Genomic DNA, 19,279 nt, shown 5'->3' with positions numbered 1-19,279 from the left:
GAAATGCTCCTCAAACAGCCAGATTGAGGAGCATTTCAGCACGCTCGATGCCTCGGGGCGGTGGTCCGTCAGTACTGCTCGGTGCTTGTCAGTACTGCTCGGTGGACGGGGAGATCTGCGGCGACGGCGCGTTGCCCGCCTTGAGGGCGGCGAGCCGGGCCTCGAGCTCGATGTCCTTGTCGGAGGCCTCCAGCTCGGCGAACTGGGAGTCCAGCGACGCCGCCGCGACCTCCGCCTGGCCCATCGCCATGGCCTCCTCGCGGCGCACGGTCTCCTCGTAGCGGGCCAGCTCGCTGGTCGGGTCGAGCACGTTGATCGAGCTGATCGCGCCCTGCACGGTCTGCTGGGCCTGCGCGGCCTTCTGGCGGGCGACGAGCTGGTCGCGCTTGGACTTCAGCTCGCCCAGCTTGTCCTTCATCGCGGCCAGGCCGGTCTTGAGCTTCTCGACCGTGACGCGCTGCTGCTCGATCATCGGCTGCGCCGTCTTGACCTCGGACTCGGCGTCGAGCTGCTTGCGCAGCGCCACCTTGGCGAGGCTGTCGAACTTGTCGGCGTCGGCCGTGTTCCCGGCGGCGCGGTACTCGTCGGCCTTGCGCGACGCGGCGAGGGCCTTGGTGCCCCACTCGCTGGCCGCCTGCACGTCCTCGTTGTAGTCCTGCTCGGCGAGGCGCAGGTTGCCGATGGTCTGGGCGATGGCCTGCTCGGCCTCCGCGATGTTGTTCGTGTAGTCGCGCACGAGCTGGTCCAGCATCTTCTGCGGGTCCTCGGCGCGGTCGAGCAGCGCGTTGATGTTCGCCTTCGCGAGCTGGCTGATGCGCCCGAGGATGCTCTGCTTCTGCGTCATGGTCGTGCTTCCTTCCGTCGCCCTGCTGAGATGGTGTGCCGTCGTCGTGTGCCTGCCAGAACGTGCGCCGTCGCGGTCGGGTTCCGCCCGCCCGGTCGGGGTGTCAGAAGCGCCCGCCGCGTGACCTCCCGCCGCGCCCGCCGCTGCGCATGCCGCCGCCGAACCCGCCTCCGCCGCGGCCGCCGCCGAACCCTCCGCCGTAGCCGCCGCCTCGCCGTCGGCCGCCGTAGCCGCCGCCGAACCCGCCGACGATGCCGCCGCCGGATCCGCGCAGCACGGAGTCGAGCAGGATGCCGCCCAGCACCATGCCGCCGACGTTCGGGCCGCCCTGCCCGCCCTGGTTCGCGCCCCACGACGAGGTGTCCTGCTCGGCGAGCTGCGTCGCCTGCTGCGCGTACCGCTCGGCCTGCTGGGCGCGCTCGAGGGCCGCCGCCGGGTCCTGCGCCTGGAGCGCCTGCGCCTCGGCGACGAGCCGCGCCGCCTCGGCCAGGCGGGTCCGCGCCTCGGGGCCGACGGCGCCGCGCCGCGTCGCGACGTAGTCCTGCGTGGCGCGCACCTGGGAGTCCACGCGGCCGAGCGTGTCGCGCAGGAGGGCGCGGGCGCGGGCGTCGGCCTCCGCCTTCTCGCGCGCCGGGGCGAGGGCGGCGTCCAGGGCCGCCTCGGCCGCGGTGAGCCGGTGCAGCGCGGCGAGCGGGTCGCCGCCGGAGCGGGCGTCGCGCGCCTGGGTCATCGCGGCCTCGGCCTCGGTGAGCGCGGCGGCGACGGCGGCACGGTCGGCCGCCGGGCCGTCGCCGGCGGGCGCCCCGGCCGGCACGAGGCGGGCGGCGTCGGCCACGTCCTGGCCGATCGACGCGAGTCCCTTGTCCAGGTCGGCGCCGGCGGTGGCGAGCTGCGCGCCCGCCTGGTCGACGGCGTCGAGCAGGGTCGCGGCCTGACCGAGCGCGTTCTGCGCCGCCCGCAGGTGGGCGACGGACGCCGCCCGGGTGCGGCCGGTGAGCGCGGCGCGGCCCGAGGCGACCGCGTCGCGGGCGTGCGCCACGAGGGCGGTCGCCTGGTCGGGGTTGCCGCGGACGGACGCGAGCGCCGACGTCGGGTACGACGCCGCGAGCCCGTCGAGCGTCTCGCGCGCCACCGGGACGCGTGCCTCGATCTCGCCGGCGCGCTGCTCCGTCTCGTCCAGCAGCTCGGGCGCGCGCTGCTGCAGGGCGCGCAGCTCGTCGAACGCCTCGGTCTGCGCGTCCAGAGACGCCCCGGCGTGGTCGGTCAGCTCGAGGATCCCGGTGAGCAGCCGGCGGCGCTGCGGCTCGTCCTCCGGCACGTCGTCGTCGAGCTGCTGGCGCAGGTGGAACGCCTGCGCGACGTCGGCCCTGGCGGCCTCGAGCGCCGTCGAGAAGTCCTGGGTGGCCTCCAGGCCGAACTCCGCCTGCGCGAAGCCGAGCTCCTGCTCAGAGGTGCGCAGGGCGTCGTCGATCTCGACGAGCGCGGTGCCGACGCGGCGCTCGAGCTCCTCCGTCGGGACGGCGGACAGGTCGCCCGGCCCGGCCGGGGCGGTGGCGCCCTGGTTCCTGCGGCGCGACCGGACCCAGAGCCAGCCTCCGACCCCGCCCACCACGGCCACGCCGCCCACCGCGGCCGCGACGCCCCAACCACCGCCGCCGGACGACGTCGTGCCGCCGGTGCGGATCGTGTCCGCGGCGGCGATCGCGGCGCCCGCCCAGTCGTCGTCGCGCAGGTGGTCCTCGGCGACCTCCTCGACCTGCTCGAGCTGCGCGTCGGTGACGCCGGCGTTGTTGTCCACCGACACGCCGAACGCGCGGTCCTGCGTGGCGACGGCGAGCAGCAGGTCGTTGACCCCGAGCCCGGCGTTGGTGGCGGTGTCGTTGGCCCAGCTGGGGCCGTCCGCGCCGTCGAACGAGTCCACGTAGACGACGAACAGCTGGTAGGGAGTCTCGTCCGCGAGCTGGTCGAGCGCGGCCTGCACCTGCGCCTCGTCGCCGCCGAGCACCCCTGACTGGTCGGTGATCTCGCTGTCGAGCTGGGTCAGCGGGGGGACGGCGGAGGCGCTCAGCGCGAGGACGGCGGCGCCGGCGAGGGCCAGCAGCAGCGCCAGCACGCAGGCACCGACGGCCGCTGCGGCGTGGCGCGGCGCAGCGGGGACGACACGGGGATTCACGACCCGATCGTGTCGCGCGCGGGCATCCGGCGCAATTGCGGCGCCCGGCGGGCGGGGGCGGCGTCAGGCCTCGACGTCGCCCGGGGCGGCCGACCGCAGCCGCTCGAGGAGCGGGCCGGCCGCCTCCTCGAGGAACCGCTCCTGCCGCTCGTCGCCGATCTGCACGAGCGCCAGGTCGGTGAACCCCGCCTCCCAGTACGCGGAGGCGGCCTCGACGACCGCGTCCAGGTCCGGGCCGCAGGGGATCGCGTCCGCGACGTCCTCGGGGCGGACGAACGCGGTGGCTCGTTCGAACGCCTCCGTGGTGGGCAGGTTCGCGTTGACGGGCCAGCCGAGGCCGAACCAGCGGAACTGCTCGTGCGCGCGGGCGACCGCCGCGTCCCGGTCCGGGTCCCACGAGATCGGCATCTGGCCGATCTTGCGCGACGGCGGCAGCGCGGCGTCCTCGCGCACGGCGTCCCAGCGCTCGACCAGGCCTGACTTGGGCTCGGTCGCCACGAGGTGGTCGGCCAGCGGAGCGAGGTGCTCCACCGACTGCCGGCCCGAGACGGCCACGCCGATCTCGACCGGCTCGTCGGGCAGGTCCCACAGCCGCGCCGAGTCGACCTGGAAGTGGTCGCCCCGGTAGCTGACGAGGTCGCCGGTGAACAGCACGGAGATGATCTCCACGGCCTCGGCGAGCAGCTCGTGCCGCTCGTCGACGGCGGGCCAGCCGGCCCCGACGACGTGCTCGTTGAGGTTCTCGCCGGCGCCGAGGCCGAGGGTGAAGCGGCCGTCCGAGAGCAGCCCGACCGTCGCCGCCTTCTGCGCCACGACCGCCGGGTGGTAGCGCAGCGTCGGGCAGGTCACGTACGTCATGAGCCCGACGCGCTCGGTCGCGTGCGCCACCGCCCCGAGCACGCTCCACGCGTACGGGGAGTGGCCCTGCGCGTCCAGCCACGGGAAGTAGTGGTCGCTCATGACCTCGAAGTCGAAGCCGGCCCGCTCGCCGCGCACCGCGTACTCGACGAGGCTCTTCGGGCCTGCCTGCTCGGTCATCAGGGTGTAGCCGAAACGGGTCATGCGGCCACCGTGCGACGACGCGCGGATGCCCGCACGCCGTCGTCGCACCTGCCTACCTCGCGGCGTCGGGAGCCTCGAGGTCCTCCGCGTCGACGATGCGGTACGCGTACCCCTGCTCGGCGAGGAACCGCTGGCGGTGGGCGGCAAAGTCCTGGTCCACGGTGTCGCGGGCGACGACGGCGTAGAAGTGCGCCGTCCGGCCGTCGGCCTTGGGCCGCATGACGCGCCCCAGCCGCTGCGCCTCCTCCTGGCGCGAGCCGAACGACCCGGACACCTGGATCGCGACCGACGCCTCCGGCAGGTCGATGGAGAAGTTCGCGACCTTCGACACGACGAGCCGGCTGATCTCGCCCGAGCGGAACTCCTCGAACAGGCGCTGGCGCTCGCGGACCGTCGTCGCGCCCGTGATGAGCGGCGCGTCGAGGTGCGCGCTGAGCTCCTCGAGCTGGTCCAGGTACTGCCCGATGACGAGCACCTGGTCGTCGGGGTGCTGCGCCACGATCCGCTCGACGACGCGGTTCTTGCCCGGCGCGCACGCGGCGAGGCGGTACTTGTCCTCCGGCTCGGCCGTCGCGTACACCATCCGCTCGTGCTCGGGCAGCGTGAGGCGCACCTCGACGCAGTCGGCGGGCGCGATGTACCCCTGCGCCTCGATGTCCTTCCACGGCGCGTCGTAGCGCTTGGGCCCGATGAGGCTGAACACCTCGTCCTCGCGGCCGTCCTCGCGCACCAGCGTGGCGGTGAGGCCGAGGCGGCGGCGCGCCTGCAGGTCCGCCGTCATGCGGAAGATCGGCGCGGGCAGCAGGTGCACCTCGTCGTAGAGGATGAGGCCCCAGTCGCGGGCGTCGAGCAGCTCGAGGTGGCTGTACACGCCCTTCCGCTTGGTGGTGAGCACCTGGTAGGTGGCGATGGTGACGGGCTTGATCTCCTTGCGGGAGCCCGAGTACTCGCCGATCTCGTCCTCGGTGAGCGTGGTGCGGCGCACCAGCTCGTCGCGCCACTGGCGGGCGCTGACGGTGTTGGTCACGAGGATGAGCGTCGTGGTGCCGCTCTTCGCCATCGCGCCGGCGCCGACGATCGTCTTGCCGGCGCCGCAGGGCAGCACGACGACGCCCGAGCCGCCGTGCCAGAAGCCGTCGACGGCCTGCGCCTGGTACGGGCGCATCTCCCACGGCTTGGGCTCCTCGTGCGGGGTGCGCGGGTGCGTGGTGGGGGAGAGGGCGATCTCGTGCTTCTCGCCGTCGACGTACCCGGCGAGGTCCTCCGCGGGCCAGCCCAGCTTCACCAGGACCTGCTTCAGATGGCCGCGCTCGGACGGGTGCACGACGACGGTCTGCTCGTCGATGCGGTCGCCCACCAGACCGGCGGTGCGCTTGGACTTGAGCACCTCGGCCAGCACCGCCTTGTCGCTGGCCTCCAGCACCAGCCCGTGCGTGGGGTGGGTGGCGAGCGTGAGGCGGCCGTACCGGCCCATCGTCTCGGCGACGTCGATGAGCAGCGCGTGCGGCACCGGGTACCGGGAGTACTCGATGAGGGTGTTCACGACCTGCTCCGCGTCGTGGCCCGCGGCGCGCGCGTTCCACAGCCCCAGGCTGGTGAGGCGGTAGGTGTGCACGTGCTCCGGCGCGCGCTCCAGCTCCGCGAACGGCGCGATGGCGCGGCGCGCGTCGTCGGCGCGCGGGTGGTCCACCTCCAGCAGGATGGACTTGTCGCTCTGCACGATGAGCGGGCCGTCGGTCATGCGGCTCCTTCTTCCGGGGGTGCGATCCAGGGTCTCAACGCCGCGGGCGGTCGCGGTTGTTCCGTGCGGGCGTCCGGCGAGGTCAGCCGTCCACCGGCTCCACGCCGGCGATGCGGTGCACGGCGACGGTGAGCTCCGCCTCGCGTGCCGGGTCCAGCGCGCGCAGCCGGCCGCCGTCGAGCCGCAGCGGCTTCAGCGCGCGCCGCTCCAGCACGCCCGACGCCCCCACCATCTCGATCCACACGACGCGGCCGTCGCGCAGCGCGTCATGCAGGGTGGCCAGCGCGTCGCCGGGCTCGGTGGTGCGGGGGCGGCCGCCCGTCGCGGCGGCCCGGCCGCCGTTCGCGGCCTCCCGCGAGGCCCCTCCGCCGGTGTCCGGCGTCGTCGCCGCGGCGCGGTGCCCGGCGGCCAGCCGGTCCACGGCCGTCTCGTCGCCGGCGTCCGCGGCGCGCAGGCGGGCCACGAGGTGGGCGCGGGCGTCGTCCGACGTCGCCTCCGGCTCGGCGGAGGGCCCGCGGCGCGGGTCGCGCGGGGTGCGGTCCGGCCGCGGCGGGCGGCGCAGGCGCGCGCTGAGCACCCGGCCGTCGGGGCCCTCGACGGCGGACAGCAGGCCGCGGGCACGCAGCGCGTCGTGCAGCTCGACGGCGGGGACCGCCGCGGCCAGGACCGTCGGGGCGAGGCGCACCAGGCCCAGGTGGGCGAGCCGCGGGTCCGCCACGAGCCCGGCGAGCACCGTCGGGTCCGCCGCGCGCACGTACGACCCGGCCGAGCCCACGCGCAGCGACTCGTGCCGCCGGGCGACGTCCCGGACCAGGTACTCCAGCGGCTGCGGCACGGGCACCCGCGAGCGGCGCGCGAGCGCGTCGAGCAGCTCGTCCGCCGTCGTGCCGTGGTCCAGCGCGCGCGTCACCGACGTCGCCGAGAAGCGCACCGTCGTCGCCGCGCCCCGCGACTCCACGTCGGCCGACCGCTCCAGCAGCAGCGCGAGGGCCTGCGACGGGCGGCCCGGCACGATGCCGGTGAGGTCGCCCTGCAGCAGCACCTCGTCCACCTCCGGCGGCAGCGCCACGCGCAGGGCCTGGTCGAGGCCGGCGGGGTCCGCGCCGTCGAGCACCGCCGACCCGGGCCCGGACAGCGCGCCCGCGCCCGTCGCGCCGAGCAGCGCGGCCTCCGTCAGCAGGCCCGCGACCGCCTGCTCCGGCGGCACGGTGCGCGGCGCGTGCCAGCGCAGCACCGTCATGACCGCGTCGACGTCGAGCGCCGTGCCCGGCTGCGCGGCCAGCACCCCCAGCACCTGACGGCGCAGCCGCGGCACCCAGCCGCGGTGCAGGTCGGGGGACAGCGGCGCCCGCAGGTTGCCCTTCTCGTCGCGCGAGCCCACCAGCCACGGCGTGCGCCGCGAGCCCGACCACGCCGCGGCGAGCAGCGCCCAGCGCTCGGCGTCGTCCAGCACCTCCCAGCGGTCGGCGACCGTCGTGGGCCGGTACGACGGCGGCGCCTCGCCGTCGTCGGCCACCACGCCCGCGGCGGCGGCCACCTCGACGACGAACGCCGTGTCCGCCTCGTCGGCGCCGAGCGCCTGGGCCGTGCGGCGCAGGTCGCGCACGCCGAGGCCGCCGCTGCGCAGCACGGCGGGGGCCGCGTCGTCCCAGGCGGCGACGAGCAGGTCCACCCGGCGCACCAGCTCCAGCGCGGCGCTCGCGGCCTCCGCGTCGGCGACCGCCTGCGGCACCGTGCGGCCGTCCGGCCGAGGCGGCGCGAGCTCGGGGGAGCGGTGCGTGCGACCGCCGCGCAGCGCCAGCCCGACGTCGCGCGGCAGCGTCACGTGCCGGGCGTCGGTGCGCAGCAGCAGCCGCGCGTCGACCAGGGCGTCCACCGCGGCCCGCGCCGGCGTCCCCGGCGCCGGGACCAGGCCGATCGGCGGGCCCCACGTCAGCGCGTCCAGCACCTCGCGGCCGCCGCGCGGCAGGTCGGGCAGGGCTCCGTCGGTCAGGGCCGGCGGCTCGGTGCGCGGGGGACGCTCGCCGGGGCGGGCGGGGCCGAGCCCCGCCGGGTGCGGGCCGAGCACGTCGTCCAGGCCGGGCGCCGGGCGCAGGTCGGGGCGGCCGGGCTCGCCCGCGTCCCACAGCAGTGCCGCGGTGAGGGCATCGGCGAGCGAGCGCTCGACGGCGGTGCCGCCGTCGGCCGCGTCCTCGTCCGGCCCCGGCGGCGCGACGTCGTCCGCGCCCACGGCGTGGCGCACGTCGTCGGGGGAGACGGGGCCGTCCCCGGCGAGCGCGACGACGGCCTCGAGCGCCTGCAGCGTGCGGGCGTCGGCGTGTGCCAGCGCCCGCTCGAGCGCGGTGCGGCTGGACGCGCGGGCGGCCAGCGAGCGCAGCGTGGACGGCGACGGGGTGGCCAGGTCGGGCCGGGCGCGCAGCAGCGCGAGCAGCGCCGCGTCGTCGCGCGCGCGGATCGCCTCGGTGAAGGTGCGGGGCGCGTCCGTGCCGCCGGCGCCGCCCGCGACGTCGGCCTCCGCCGTGCCCCGGGGCGACGTGCTGGCCATCTGATCGATGCTACGCGCCGCCCCCTCGCCGCCGGCTCGGCGACCGCGCCTCGGAGACCGTGCCTCGGTGCTCAGGGGAGCGCGGTGCGGCGGCAGACCTCCTCCCACGGGGTGGGCTCGATGCCCCAGCGGGCGCGGGCGGCGGAGCCGTCGAGGACGTATGGCCGCTCCCACTGGTAGATGAGCTGGCGCAGCTCGCGCATGAACGGGGAGACGGCGGCCGCCGCGGCGAGCGCGGGCCCGCGCAGCGAGCGGACGCGGACGGGCGGGTGCCCGACGGTGGCGAGCACGTCGGTGAGGGCCTGCGCCTGGCTGCGCGGCGCGTTGCTGGGCACGTGCCAGGTGCGGCCGTGCGAGCCCGGGTCCTCCGCCGCCGCGACGAGGGTGCGCGCGACGTCGCCCACGTCGGTGAACGTGTGCGGCAGGTCGGTGCGGCCCATCATCGTGACGCGCCCACCGGCCCGCGCGGCCGGGACGACGCGCGAGACGTGCCCGTTGTCGCCGACGCCGGGGCCCATGTAGTCGGACGCGCGGACCTCGACGGCGCCGCGCAGCCGGCCGTCCTCGAAGGCGCGGCGGGCGTCGGCCCACAGCCGGGCGCGCAGGACGCCCTTGTGGTCGGTGGCGGCGTCGGGCAGGTCCTCGGTCATCGGGCCGTCGACCGGCCCGTAGGGGTAGAGGTTGCCGGTGATCGCGTACACGGCGCCGGAGCGCTCGGCGGCGGCGAGGAACGCGGCCGCGAGCGGCGGCCAGGTGCGCTCCCACTGCGTGTAGTCGCCGGGGTTGGCGCAGTTGTACAGGACGTCGGCACCGTCGGCCGCGCGGGTCAGGGCGTCGGCGTCGGAGGCGTCGAGCGCGGCGTGCGCGACGCCGGCGATCCCGGTGTCGCGGCCGCTGCGGGTGACGACGGTGACGTCGGAGCCGCGCTCGGCGAGCAGGGCGGCGACGTGCCGCCCTACGGGCCCGGCGCCGACGATCAGGTGGCGGTCGGTCATGACTGGTGCTCCAATCCGAGAGCGGTGCTCTCTGTCGAGTCGAGCATGACACTCGCGACGCGACCTGGCAAGAGCGGTGCTCTCATTTGTGGCTGCTGCTCTCGCATGCCAGGCTGAGGCCCATGGCCGACGCCCCCCGCACCGCCCGCGCCCTCGCCCGCGAGACGCTCACCCGCGAGATCCGTGCCGCCGCGCGCGCCCGCCTCGCGACCGACGGCCCGGTCGCCCTGTCCCTGCGCGCCGTCGCGCGCGACGTCGGGATGGTCTCCTCCGCCGTCTACCGCTACTTCCCCAGCCGCGACGCGCTGCTCACCGCGCTGATCGTCGAGTGCTACGACGAGCTCGGCGCCGCCGTCGAGGACGCCGACGCCGCGGTGGCCGACCGCGACGACGTCGCCGCCCGCTGGCTCGCCGCCTGCCGCGCGCTGCGGCGGTGGGCGGTGGCGCACCCCGCCGAGCTCGGCCTGCTCTACGGCACGCCCGTGCCCGGCTACGCCGCGCCGCGCGACACGGTCGACCCCGCCACGCGCGTGGTTCGCGTGCTGGTGACGGTCGTCGCGCACGCCCACGCGGACGGCGCCACCCCGCGGCCCGCGCCGGACGACGCCCCCGACGCGACCGCCGTCGTCGACCCGGCGCGGCAGTTCGTCGCCGCGCGCGGCATCGTCCAGGACGCGCCCACGGAGATGGTCGCCCGCACGCTCATGGCCTGGACCACGCTGTTCGGCACGGTCTCGTTCGAGATCTTCGGGCACCTCGTCGGCTCCGTCACCGACCAGGAGGCGTGGTTCGACGCCGTCGCGCTCCGCCTCGCCGCCGACCTCGGCATCCGCTGACGGCGCAGGCCCGTGGGCGCGGGCCCGGACCGATGCGGCACCCTGTCGCACCGGCCGGTAGCCTGAGCCTCTGGCCGTGTGCCGGGCGCGCGCCCGTGCACCGGCCGGATCCGGCTCCGCGCACCGGCGCGGGGCCGTAGTCGACGACGAGCACGAAGAGGTTCAGGTGCCCACCGGCAAGGTCAAGTGGTACGACGCGGAGCGCGGGTTCGGCTTCATCGCCAGCGAGGACGGTGGGGAGATCTTCCTGCACGCCTCCGCGCTGCCCTCGGACGTCGAGAGCGTCAAGCCCGGCGCCCGGGTCGAGTTCGGCGTGGCCGACGGCCGCCGCGGCCCGTCCGCGCTGTCCGTGAAGCTGCTGGACCCGACGCCGTCGGTGGCCAAGGCCAAGCGCAAGGCGCCGTCCGAGATGGCCGGCATCGTCGAGGACCTCATCAAGGTGCTCGACCGCGTGGGCGACCAGCTGAAGCGGGGCAAGTACCCGGACGCCACGGCGGGCAAGCGCGTGGCCACGCTGCTGCGCGCTGTCGCCGACGACCTCGACTCCTGACGCTCCGGCCGACGACCACGCCCGCACCGAGGGCCCGAGACGAGGACATGACGAGCACGAAGAGGACGACGACATGGTGACCGCTGCCGCTGACGCCCCCGCACGCACGACGCGGGTCAGCTCCCGCGCGCGCAAGGACGCCGTGCTGCTGGGCGCGGTCGACCTGGCACGCGAGGCCGCGCAGGAGGGCGCCTCGTCGCCCTCGGACGTGGGCGAGCACCTGGGCGCGGTCGCCGAGGGCGAGCGCCTCATGTCCCACCGGTTCGCCGCGACGATGCCGGGCTACCGCGGCTGGCACTGGACCGTGACGCTGGCGCGCGTGCCGCGCGGGAAGGTCGCCACGGTGTGCGAGGTCGAGCTGCTGCCCGGCGACGACGCCCTGCTGGCGCCCGCCTGGCTGCCGTGGGCGGAGCGCCTGCGCCCGGGGGACATCGGCCCCGGCGACACGCTGCCGTTCAAGGCCGACGACCCGCGCCTCGAGCCCGGCTGGAAGCCCACCGGCGACGAGGAGCTCGACTCCGTCGCGATCGACGAGCTCGCTCTCGCGCGCGAGCGCGTGCTGTCCCCGCAGGGCCGCGACGAGGCCGCCGAGCGCTGGTACCGCGGGTCGCGCGGCCCGACGGCGCCGGGCGCGGTCGCCTCGCCCGCCGAGTGCACGACGTGCGGCTTCCTCGTGCCGCTGCAGGGCCCGCTCGGCCAGCTCTTCGGCGTCTGCGCCAACGCCTGGTCGCCCGACGACGGCAAGGTCGTCTCGCTCGACCACGGCTGCGGCGCGCACTCCGAGACCGACGCCCCGCACCCGCCGAGCGACTGGCCGGCCGACGCGCCGCTCATCGACGAGCTCCGCGTGGAGGCCGTGACGGTCGAGCGGCGCGCGCCGCAGGCGCGCGCTGACGAGGCTGACGAGGCCGCCGAGGACGAGGGCGCGGACGACGCCGCCCGCGACGGCACGACCGACGCCGCGGAGGCGGACGCCGCTCCCGAGCGCCCCGACGCCGAGTGACGGGCGACGTCTTCGGGACCGCCGCGCTGCGGCACGCGGTCACGGAGGCGTGGCTCGGGTCGGGCACGCGCTTCCGGGAGGACGCGAACGCGGAGGAGGACCACGCGCGCGGCTACTACCGCGACCGCGTGGTGACCGAGCTCGCGCAGAACGCCGCGGACGCGGCCGCGCGCGAGGGTGTCCCCGGGCGGCTGCTGCTGCGCCTCACCGAGCTCGCCGACGACCCGCGGGGCGTCGCCGTCCTCACCGCCGTCAACACCGGCGCCCCGCTGACGGCCGACGGCGTGGCGTCGCTGGCGTCCCTGCGCGCGTCGGCGAAGGCGACCTCCACACCGGTCGACCCCGCAGAGGCGCCCACGGAGACGTCCACCGAGGTCGGCCGCTTCGGCGTCGGCTTCGCCGCGGTGCGGGCGGTCTCCGACGAGGCGACGGTGCGCTCCACCACCGGCGGGGTGCGCTTCTCCCTCCCGGCCACGCGCGACCTGCTCGACGGCGTCGCGCCCGAGGGCTCGGCGCTGCGCGACGCCGTCGACGGGCGCGGCGACGACCTGCCGGTGCTGCGCCTGCCGTTTCCGGCGTCGGCCCTGGGCGAGGCGCCCGACGGGGTGGACGACGAGTGGGAAGGGTTCGCCACCGTCGTCGAGCTGGTGCTGCGCGACGCCGATGCGGTCGAGTCCGTCCGCGCGCAGCTCGACGCCGTCGACGACGCGCTGCTCCTGGCGCTGCCCGCCCTCGCCTCGATCACCGTCGCATACGGCGAGGGCGGGGGGACGACGTCGCGGGTGCTCGCCGACGTCGACGACCGGTGGGTGGTGCTGCGGCGGTCGGGCGTGGTGGCTGCCGACGACACGGCGGACCTGCCCCTGGAGCAGCGCCGCCCGCGCTGGTCCGTCGCGTGGGCGGTGCGCCGGGACGACGCCGGAGGCTTCGGCGACGGCGACGGCGACGGCGGCGCGGCCGACGACGGCGCCGTGCTGCACGCGCCCACCCCGACGGACGTGCCGCTCACGTTCCCGGCGCTGCTGGTGGCGTCGTTCCCGGTGGACCCGGGCCGCCGCCGCGTGCTGCCCGGCCCGCTGACGGACCGCCTCACGGCGGAGGCCGGGCGTGCGTACGCGGACCTGCTGGCCGGGCTGGCGCCCGAGCGGGGGGCGGACGTGCTCGGCCTCGTGCCCGGCGGCATGCCCGCCGGCGACCTCGACGCCGCTGTGCGCGACGCCGCGCTCGACGCGCTGCGCTCTGCGCCGCTGCTGCCCGCGCCGCCCGACACGGCGTCCCCCGCGGACGACGACGCGCCTGTCGCGGCCAGGGTCGCCCCCGCCGACGCGACGGTGCTCGTGGGCGCGGCGGGCGACGACCCGCGGCTCGTCGGCGTGCTGGCCGGCGTGGTGCCCGGGCTGGTGGCGCTCACGACGGCGCAGCAGGGCGTGGCGCGGCGGCTGGGCGCGACGCCCACGACGCTCGCCGACGTCGTCGCCGACCTGCCCGGCGGGCTGCCCGCCACACGCTGGTACGCGTTGTGCGACGCGCTCGAGCCGTACGCCGCCGACCCGGGGGTGCTCGAGGCGCTGGCCGGCGCGCGGGTGCCGCTCGCGGACGGGCGCACGGCGTCCGGGGTGCGCGGCACGGTCGTGCTGCCGGAGGACGACGACGACCCGGCGCTGGCGGCGGTCGCCCGGACGCTCGGCGTGCGCGTGGTGCACCCGGACGCGGCGCACCCGCTGCTGGTGCGGGCGGGGGCGTCATCCACCAGCCCGCGCGCGCTGCTCGACGACCCGGGGGTGCGGGCGCTCGCGCTGGCGGCGTCGGAGGCGCTGCTCGACGGCGCGCCCGAGGTGCCGGAGACCGGCGCGGTCGCGGCGCCCACCCTGGTCGGACCCGTGGACGAAGGGCCGCGCGAGGTGGTGCAGAACGTGCTCGCGCTGGCGCGGCTCGCGCACGCGGGCGGCGGGCACGACTTCCCGTTCTGGCTCGGCGAGCTCCCCGTGCCGACGGAGGACGGCTGGCGCCCCGCGCGCGAGGCGGTGCTGCCCGGGTCGTGGGCGTCCGAGGCGATGCCGGGGCTCGCGCCGGTCACGCGCGCCGCCGTCGCGTACTACCCGGCGCCGCTGCTCGTCGCGCTGGGCGTGCGGGCCGACGTCGACACGTACCGGGTGGCCGACGTGCTCACGCCCGACCCCGCGGACCCCGAGGCCGAGCACGGCCCGGACGACCCGGCGGGCTGGCTGTCCGGCTGGGAGGACTACCTGCGGTTCCTCGCCGACCGCGTCGGCCCCGGCGTCGACGTCGGGGACGTGGAGGCGGTCGCGGACCTCGACGCGGTGGGCGACGCCGACGACGAGGATGACTCCGGCGACGACACGGCCGGGGCGGACGACGACCCGTGGGCGCCGGTGCTCGCCGCGCTCGTCGCGGACCCGGACGCGCGGCGCGCGCTCGTCACCCCCGTGGCCGGCGCGCCGTCGTACACGGCATGGTTGCTGCGGGACCGGCTCGGCGCGCCGTTCGCGGCGCACGACGACGTGCCGCTGCTGCCGCCCGCCCCGCCCGCCGTCGCGGCGCTGGACCCGGAGGCACGGCGCGCGCTCGGCGTGGTCGACGGGCTCGACCGCCTCGACCCGCTGGACTGGCCGGCCGCGCTCGACCGGCTGCCCGACGTCGGCACCTCCGTGCCGCTGTCCACCGCGCTGGGCGTGTGGCGCGGCCTCGCGGGGCTCGCCGTCCGACTGGCGCCGTCCGCCCGGGCGGCCGCGCTCGACCCGCTGCCCGACCGGCTGCCCGCTCTCGACGCGAGCGACGTCGTCGTGCGCCGGGCCGACGATGTCGAGGTGGCGGGCACGGCGCGCTGGGCCGTGCTGGGCGCCGTGCTGCCCGTGCCCGAGGCCGAGGTCGGGGCCGTGGCGGACCTGCTCGACCTGCCGGTCGTGGGGGAGGACGGGCTGCCCGCCCCCGACGGGCCGGGCCGCGAGCGGCCCCTCGACGAGCGCGTCGCGGCGCTCGACCCGCGGCTGCCCGCGGTGTGGTTCGAGCACGGCCGGCTGTCCGTGGCCGGCAGCCCCGTGCCGTGGTGGGTGGACGCCGAGGGCCGCGCGCACGCCACCGACAGGGCCGGGCTCGCCGCCGCGCTCGCCGACGTCCTCGGCCGGCCGGACCGCTGCGCGCTGCTGGCCACCGTGCTCGCCGCGCCGGAGCGTGCCGCCGAGCTGTGGGTCACGACCGCCTGGGGCTGACCCCCACGTGACCGCCCGAGCCCGCGCACGTCCCTACGATGGCCGGGTGCTCGAACCGGACCTGACGTCGTCGACCGCTGCCGTGCCGCGCCGCCTCACCCTCTTCACGGGCTCGTCGCCGGGCCGCGACCCGCGCTACGCCGCGGCCGTGCGCGACCTGGCCGCGGAGCTCGCGGGCCGGGGCGTCGGCGTCGTCTACGGCGGCGGCCGCGTCGGGCTGATGGGCGAGGTCGCGGACGCCGCGCTCGCCGGTGGCGGCGAGGTGCTGGGCGTCCTGCCGCAGGCGCTGGTCGACGGCGAGATCGCGCACCCCGGCCTCACGCGCCTGGAGGTGGTGGCCGACATGCACGAGCGCAAGCTGCGGATGGGCGAGCTGGGGGACGGGTTCGTCGCGCTGCCGGGCGGCGCGGGCACCCTGGAGGAGCTGTTCGAGGTGTGGACCTGGCAGCAGCTCGGCATCCACGCCAAACCGGTGGCGCTGTACGACGTCGGCGGGTTCTGGCAGCCCCTGCTCGCGATGGTCGACCACATGGTCGCCGAGGGCTTCCTCGCGCCGGCCTACCGCGACGCGCTGGTCGTGGCCGGCTCGCCGGCGCAGCTCCTCGACGCGCTCGACGCCTGGCACGCGCCCGCCGCCAAGTGGGGGCGTTGAGACCCGGGGAGGTCAGTCCTCGCCGCGGTACTCGTCGCGGTGCCTGCGCTCCCACAGCAGTCCGACGCCGCCGAGGAGGATGCCCGCCACGCAGGTGACGACCGCCTCCTGGGTCGCGTCGCCCGTCACGTACACGACCAGCGTCGCGACGAGGGCGACCGCCCACAGCGCGATGCCGCCGAGCAGCACGCGCCGCAGGTCCACGCGCAGCGGCGGCGGGCCGGGACGGCGCTCCTCGGGGTGGGTGAGCAGGCGGACGAGCGAGGGCACCCGCTCATCCTATGTCTCGCGCCCCGGCGTCGGTGGCCCGCGGCGGCAGTCGTCCGAGGCACCCCGCCCATGACGCGGGGCCGCGGTTGAAATGCGGGTGAAACTGCAGGTCAGCGGGTGAAAACCAGGCCGGGTGAAAGCCGGGGTGAAAGGCCGCCGGAGGGCTCTCGCCACGCCGCGCGACGCTCCTACCTTGGTGACGCCACCGCGTACGGGCGCGGTGCCCGACCCGGGAGAGGAGGCCGCCGTTGATCACCGTCTCGGACATCGGCCAGCCGCTCCGGTCGCGCACCGCGGCGCTGCGGGCCGCGCGCCTCAAGGAGGTGCGGGACTCGTTCCGGGCCGGGTCGTGGCAGGACTCCTACCGCCGCCGCCTGGTGCGCACGGACGTCGTCGTGGTGGTGGCCGCGGCCGTCGCCGCCGCCGTCGTGCGGGGCGTCGTCGTACACGACCACGTCACGCCCTGGGTGCTGGGGGACCAGCTGCTGTCCGTCGTGGTGCTGGTGACCACGTGGCTCGGCAGCCTGTGGGTCGCGCGCGCCTACGACGTGCGGGTCTTCGCGTCCGGGCCGGCCGAGTACCAGCGGGTCTTCGACGCGTCGTGGCGGCTCGTGGCGCCGCTCGCGCTGCTGGCCCTGCTGCTCGCGCGGCCCGGCATCTCGACGTTCCTGCTCGTCGCGGTGCCCACCGGCGTCGTCGCGCTGCTGCTGGGGCGGTGGCTGTGCCGCGGGTGGCTGCACCGGCAGCGCCGGCAGGGCTCGTGCATCACGCTCGTGCTCGCGGTGGGGCTGCGCGACCAGGTGGAGCGGCTCGTGCACGAGCTCAACGACCGCACCTCCGGGTACCGCGTCGTCGGGGTGTGCGTGCCGACGTCCGACGACGTGCGGCCGGGCGAGGAAATCCTCGGCGTCCCCGTGCTGGGGGACCTGCGCACCGCCGGCACGATGGCGGCCCAGGTGGGGGCGGACTGCGTCGCGGTCAGCGGCTCCGACGCGATCACGGCGGACGTCGTGCGCCGGCTCGGCTGGGAGCTCGAGCCCGCGGGCGTGGACCTCATGCTCACCGCGGAGCTGGCCGACGTCGCGGGCCCGCGCATCACCGTCACCCCCGAGCAGTCGGTGTCCCTCCTGCACGTGGACGCCCCGCGCTTCACCGGGCCGCGGTACGTGCTCAAGTCGGTCGTGGACTGGACGGGCGCCGCGCTCATCACGCTGCTCCTGCTGCCCGTGATGGGCATCGTCGCGGTCGCGGTGCGGGTCACCAGCCGCGGGCCGGTGCTGTTCCGCCAGGACCGGGTGGGGCGCGACGGCCGCACCTTCGAGATGCTGAAGTTCCGCAGCATGCGCCAGGGCGCGGACCGCGAGCACGCGGTGCTGACCGGGCCCAGCGACGGCGACGGCGTCCTCTTCAAGCTGCACGACGACCCGCGCGTCACCCCCGTCGGCCGGGTGCTGCGCCGCCTGTCGCTCGACGAGCTGCCGCAGCTGTTCAACGTGCTCGCCGGGCAGATGTCGCTGGTCGGGCCGCGGCCGCCGCTGCCGGACGAGGTGTCGAGGTACGAGGCCAACGTGCGGCGCCGGCTGCGGGTCAAGCCCGGGCTCACCGGGCTGTGGCAGGTGGGCGGCCGGTCCGACCTGTCGTGGGAGGAGGGCGTGCGGCTCGACGTCTTCTACGCGGAGAACTGGACCGTCTTCGGCGACCTGCTCATCCTCGCCCGCACCGCCAAGGCCGTGGTCACCGGGCGGGGGGCGTACTGACACCGCGCTCGACACGGCCGCGTCGGCGATGTGAATTCCGCGTCACCACGCGGTTTCCGTGCAGGAGCCCTTCACAGGATCTGGCACGATTCTGCTCATGGCGAACCAGACCACCGCGCCGCCGCAGGGCGAGCTGAGCGCGATCGACCGCTTCTTCAAGATCACCGAACGAGGCTCCACCATCGGCGCGGAGATCCGCGGCGGTCTGGTGACCTTCTTCGCGATGAGCTACATCATCGTGCTCAACCCGCTGATCATCGGCACCGTGCCCGACGGCACCGGGCAGGTGCTGGGCGGCGGCGCCGAGGCCACGCCGGAGTCGCTCGGCATGGTCGCGGCGGCCACCGCGCTGGTCGCCGGCGTCGCGACGCTCGTCATGGGCGTCTTCGCGAACTACCCGCTCGGCCTGGCCGCGGGCCTCGGCCTGAACGCCGTCGTCGCCTACTCGATCGCCAGCATCGAGAACGTCACCTGGGCCGACGCCATGGGCCTCGTGGTGATCGAGGGCATCATCATCCTCGTCCTCGTGCTCACCGGGTTCCGGGAGGCCGTGTTCAAGGCCGTGCCCGTCGAGCTCAAGACGGCGATCAGCGTCGGCATCGGCATGTTCATCGCGCTGGTCGGCCTCGTCAACGCCGGCTTCGTCGTGCCCGGCGAGGGCACCATCGTGGCGCTCGGCAACCTCGGCACCTGGCCGATCCTCGTGTTCGTCGTCGGCCTCGTGCTCACCATCGTGCTGTTCGTGCGCAAGGTGCGCGGCGCGATGCTCATCGCGATCATCACGGCGACGGCGCTGGCGGTCGTGCTGGAGAACACGCTGCACATCGGCGCCAAGGCGGCGGGCAACGAGAACGGCTTCAACCTCAACGCCCCGGAGTTCACCGGTGTGGTCACGACGCCGGACCTCGGCCTGATCGGTCAGTTCTCGCTGCTCGGCTCGTTCCAGAACATCGCGGCCGTGTCCGTGATCCTCATCGTCTTCTCGCTGCTCATCGCGGACTTCTTCGACACGATGGGCACCATGGTGGCGGTCGGCGCCGAGGGCAAGATGCTCGACAAGGACGGCAACCCGCCGCGCACGCGCGCCATCCTGGTGGCCGACTCGCTCGCGGCCGTCCTGGGCGGCGTCGGCAGCACGTCGTCCAACACCGCGTACGTGGAGTCGACGACCGGCGTCGGCGCCGGGGCGCGCACCGGCTTCGCGGCCGTCGTCACCGGCGTGATGTTCCTGCTCGCGACGTTCCTGTCGCCCGTCGTCGCGCTGGTGCCCTACGAGGCGGCCGCGCCCGCCCTCGTCTTCGTGGGCTACCTGATGATGGCGCAGGTCGCGGGCATCTCATGGCGCAACGTGGAGATCGCGATCCCCGCGTTCCTCACGATCATCATCATGCCGTTCACGTACTCCATCGCCGACGGCATCGGCGCCGGCTTCATCGCGTTCGTGATCATCAAGCTCGCGCTCGGCAAGGTGCGCCAGATCCACGCGCTCATGTGGGTCGCGGCGGCCATGTTCGTCGTGTACTTCACGCTCGAGCCCATCCAGACGGCGCTCGGTCTCTGACCCCGCGCGACGGCGTCGCCACGACGGCCCCGGCACGGTCCTGCGCGACCGTGGCGGGGC

General features: G+C 76.2%; 14 protein-coding genes. 7 read left to right on the top strand and 7 right to left on the bottom strand.

The window, feature by feature from the left end; translation table 11 throughout:
• Positions 1 to 88: 88 nt before the first annotated feature.
• The 6 genes from ACFUVW_RS10675 to ACFUVW_RS10650 all read right to left on the bottom strand — a co-directional run bounded on the left by ACFUVW_RS10675 (position 89) and on the right by ACFUVW_RS10650 (position 9,360).
• Entirely contained in the window at positions 89 to 844 is a 756-nt protein-coding gene (locus ACFUVW_RS10675; RefSeq protein ID WP_430571303.1) for a PspA/IM30 family protein, read from the bottom strand.
• 103 nt (positions 845 to 947) lie between these two features.
• Positions 948 to 3,017, bottom strand: coding sequence for a TPM domain-containing protein (locus ACFUVW_RS10670; protein WP_430571302.1), 2,070 nt, complete (start codon positions 3,015 to 3,017; stop codon positions 948 to 950).
• Positions 3,018 to 3,080: 63 nt separating this feature from the next.
• On the bottom strand, positions 3,081 to 4,079 hold the full coding sequence (locus tag ACFUVW_RS10665; RefSeq protein WP_430571301.1) for a TIGR03557 family F420-dependent LLM class oxidoreductase: 999 nt from the start codon (positions 4,077 to 4,079) through the stop codon (positions 3,081 to 3,083).
• Between the two features lie 52 nt (positions 4,080 to 4,131).
• The gene (locus ACFUVW_RS10660; protein WP_430571300.1) at positions 4,132 to 5,820 is read right to left on the bottom strand and encodes a DNA repair helicase XPB; all 1,689 of its coding nucleotides are present in this window, start codon (positions 5,818 to 5,820) and stop codon (positions 4,132 to 4,134) included.
• 82 nt (positions 5,821 to 5,902) lie between these two features.
• Positions 5,903 to 8,365: a helicase-associated domain-containing protein gene (locus ACFUVW_RS10655; protein ID WP_430571299.1), complete on the bottom strand. Its 2,463-nt coding sequence runs from the start codon at positions 8,363 to 8,365 to the stop codon at positions 5,903 to 5,905.
• Positions 8,366 to 8,436: 71 nt separating this feature from the next.
• Entirely contained in the window at positions 8,437 to 9,360 is a 924-nt protein-coding gene (locus ACFUVW_RS10650) for an NAD-dependent epimerase/dehydratase family protein (RefSeq protein ID WP_430571298.1), read from the bottom strand.
• A gap of 122 nt (positions 9,361 to 9,482) precedes the next feature.
• Here ACFUVW_RS10650 and ACFUVW_RS10645 point away from each other — a divergent pair, with 122 nt between their 5' ends.
• From ACFUVW_RS10645 to ACFUVW_RS10625, 5 genes are all read left to right on the top strand, one after another.
• A complete protein-coding gene (locus tag ACFUVW_RS10645; protein WP_430571297.1) occupies positions 9,483 to 10,196 on the top strand; it encodes a TetR/AcrR family transcriptional regulator in 714 nt (237 codons plus the stop codon).
• Positions 10,197 to 10,362: 166 nt separating this feature from the next.
• Positions 10,363 to 10,746, top strand: coding sequence for a cold-shock protein (locus ACFUVW_RS10640; RefSeq protein WP_430547910.1), 384 nt, complete (start codon positions 10,363 to 10,365; stop codon positions 10,744 to 10,746).
• Positions 10,747 to 10,819: 73 nt separating this feature from the next.
• Positions 10,820 to 11,749, top strand: coding sequence for a DUF3027 domain-containing protein (locus ACFUVW_RS10635; protein ID WP_430571296.1), 930 nt, complete (start codon positions 10,820 to 10,822; stop codon positions 11,747 to 11,749).
• Positions 11,746 to 14,979, top strand: a complete 3,234-nt coding sequence (locus ACFUVW_RS10630; protein WP_430571295.1) for a sacsin N-terminal ATP-binding-like domain-containing protein — start codon at positions 11,746 to 11,748, stop codon at positions 14,977 to 14,979. Before ACFUVW_RS10635 ends, ACFUVW_RS10630 begins: the two co-directional genes overlap by 4 nt.
• A 46-nt stretch (positions 14,980 to 15,025) precedes the next feature.
• Positions 15,026 to 15,631: a TIGR00730 family Rossman fold protein gene (locus ACFUVW_RS10625; protein ID WP_430571294.1), complete on the top strand. Its 606-nt coding sequence runs from the start codon at positions 15,026 to 15,028 to the stop codon at positions 15,629 to 15,631.
• A 12-nt stretch (positions 15,632 to 15,643) separates the two neighbouring features.
• Here ACFUVW_RS10625 and ACFUVW_RS10620 read toward each other — a convergent pair whose 3' ends face one another.
• Entirely contained in the window at positions 15,644 to 15,901 is a 258-nt protein-coding gene (locus ACFUVW_RS10620; RefSeq protein ID WP_430571293.1) for a DUF2530 domain-containing protein, read from the bottom strand.
• Positions 15,902 to 16,149: 248 nt separating this feature from the next.
• Here ACFUVW_RS10620 and ACFUVW_RS10615 point away from each other — a divergent pair, with 248 nt between their 5' ends.
• Both ACFUVW_RS10615 and ACFUVW_RS10610 read left to right on the top strand, forming a co-directional pair.
• Positions 16,150 to 17,658 carry a sugar transferase gene (locus ACFUVW_RS10615; protein ID WP_430571292.1) on the top strand — a complete coding sequence of 503 codons (1,509 nt, stop codon included), beginning with the start codon at positions 16,150 to 16,152 and terminating at the stop codon, positions 17,656 to 17,658.
• A 97-nt stretch (positions 17,659 to 17,755) separates the two neighbouring features.
• Positions 17,756 to 19,219 carry an NCS2 family permease gene (locus ACFUVW_RS10610; protein WP_430571291.1) on the top strand — a complete coding sequence of 488 codons (1,464 nt, stop codon included), beginning with the start codon at positions 17,756 to 17,758 and terminating at the stop codon, positions 19,217 to 19,219.
• Positions 19,220 to 19,279: the final 60 nt, after the last annotated feature.

The organism is Isoptericola sp. NPDC057391 (assembly GCF_042668085.1).
Lineage (GTDB): Bacteria > Actinomycetota > Actinomycetes > Actinomycetales > Cellulomonadaceae > Isoptericola.
Note: the sequence above shows the minus strand (reverse complement) of the source record. Positions and strands in the feature narration are given on the sequence as shown.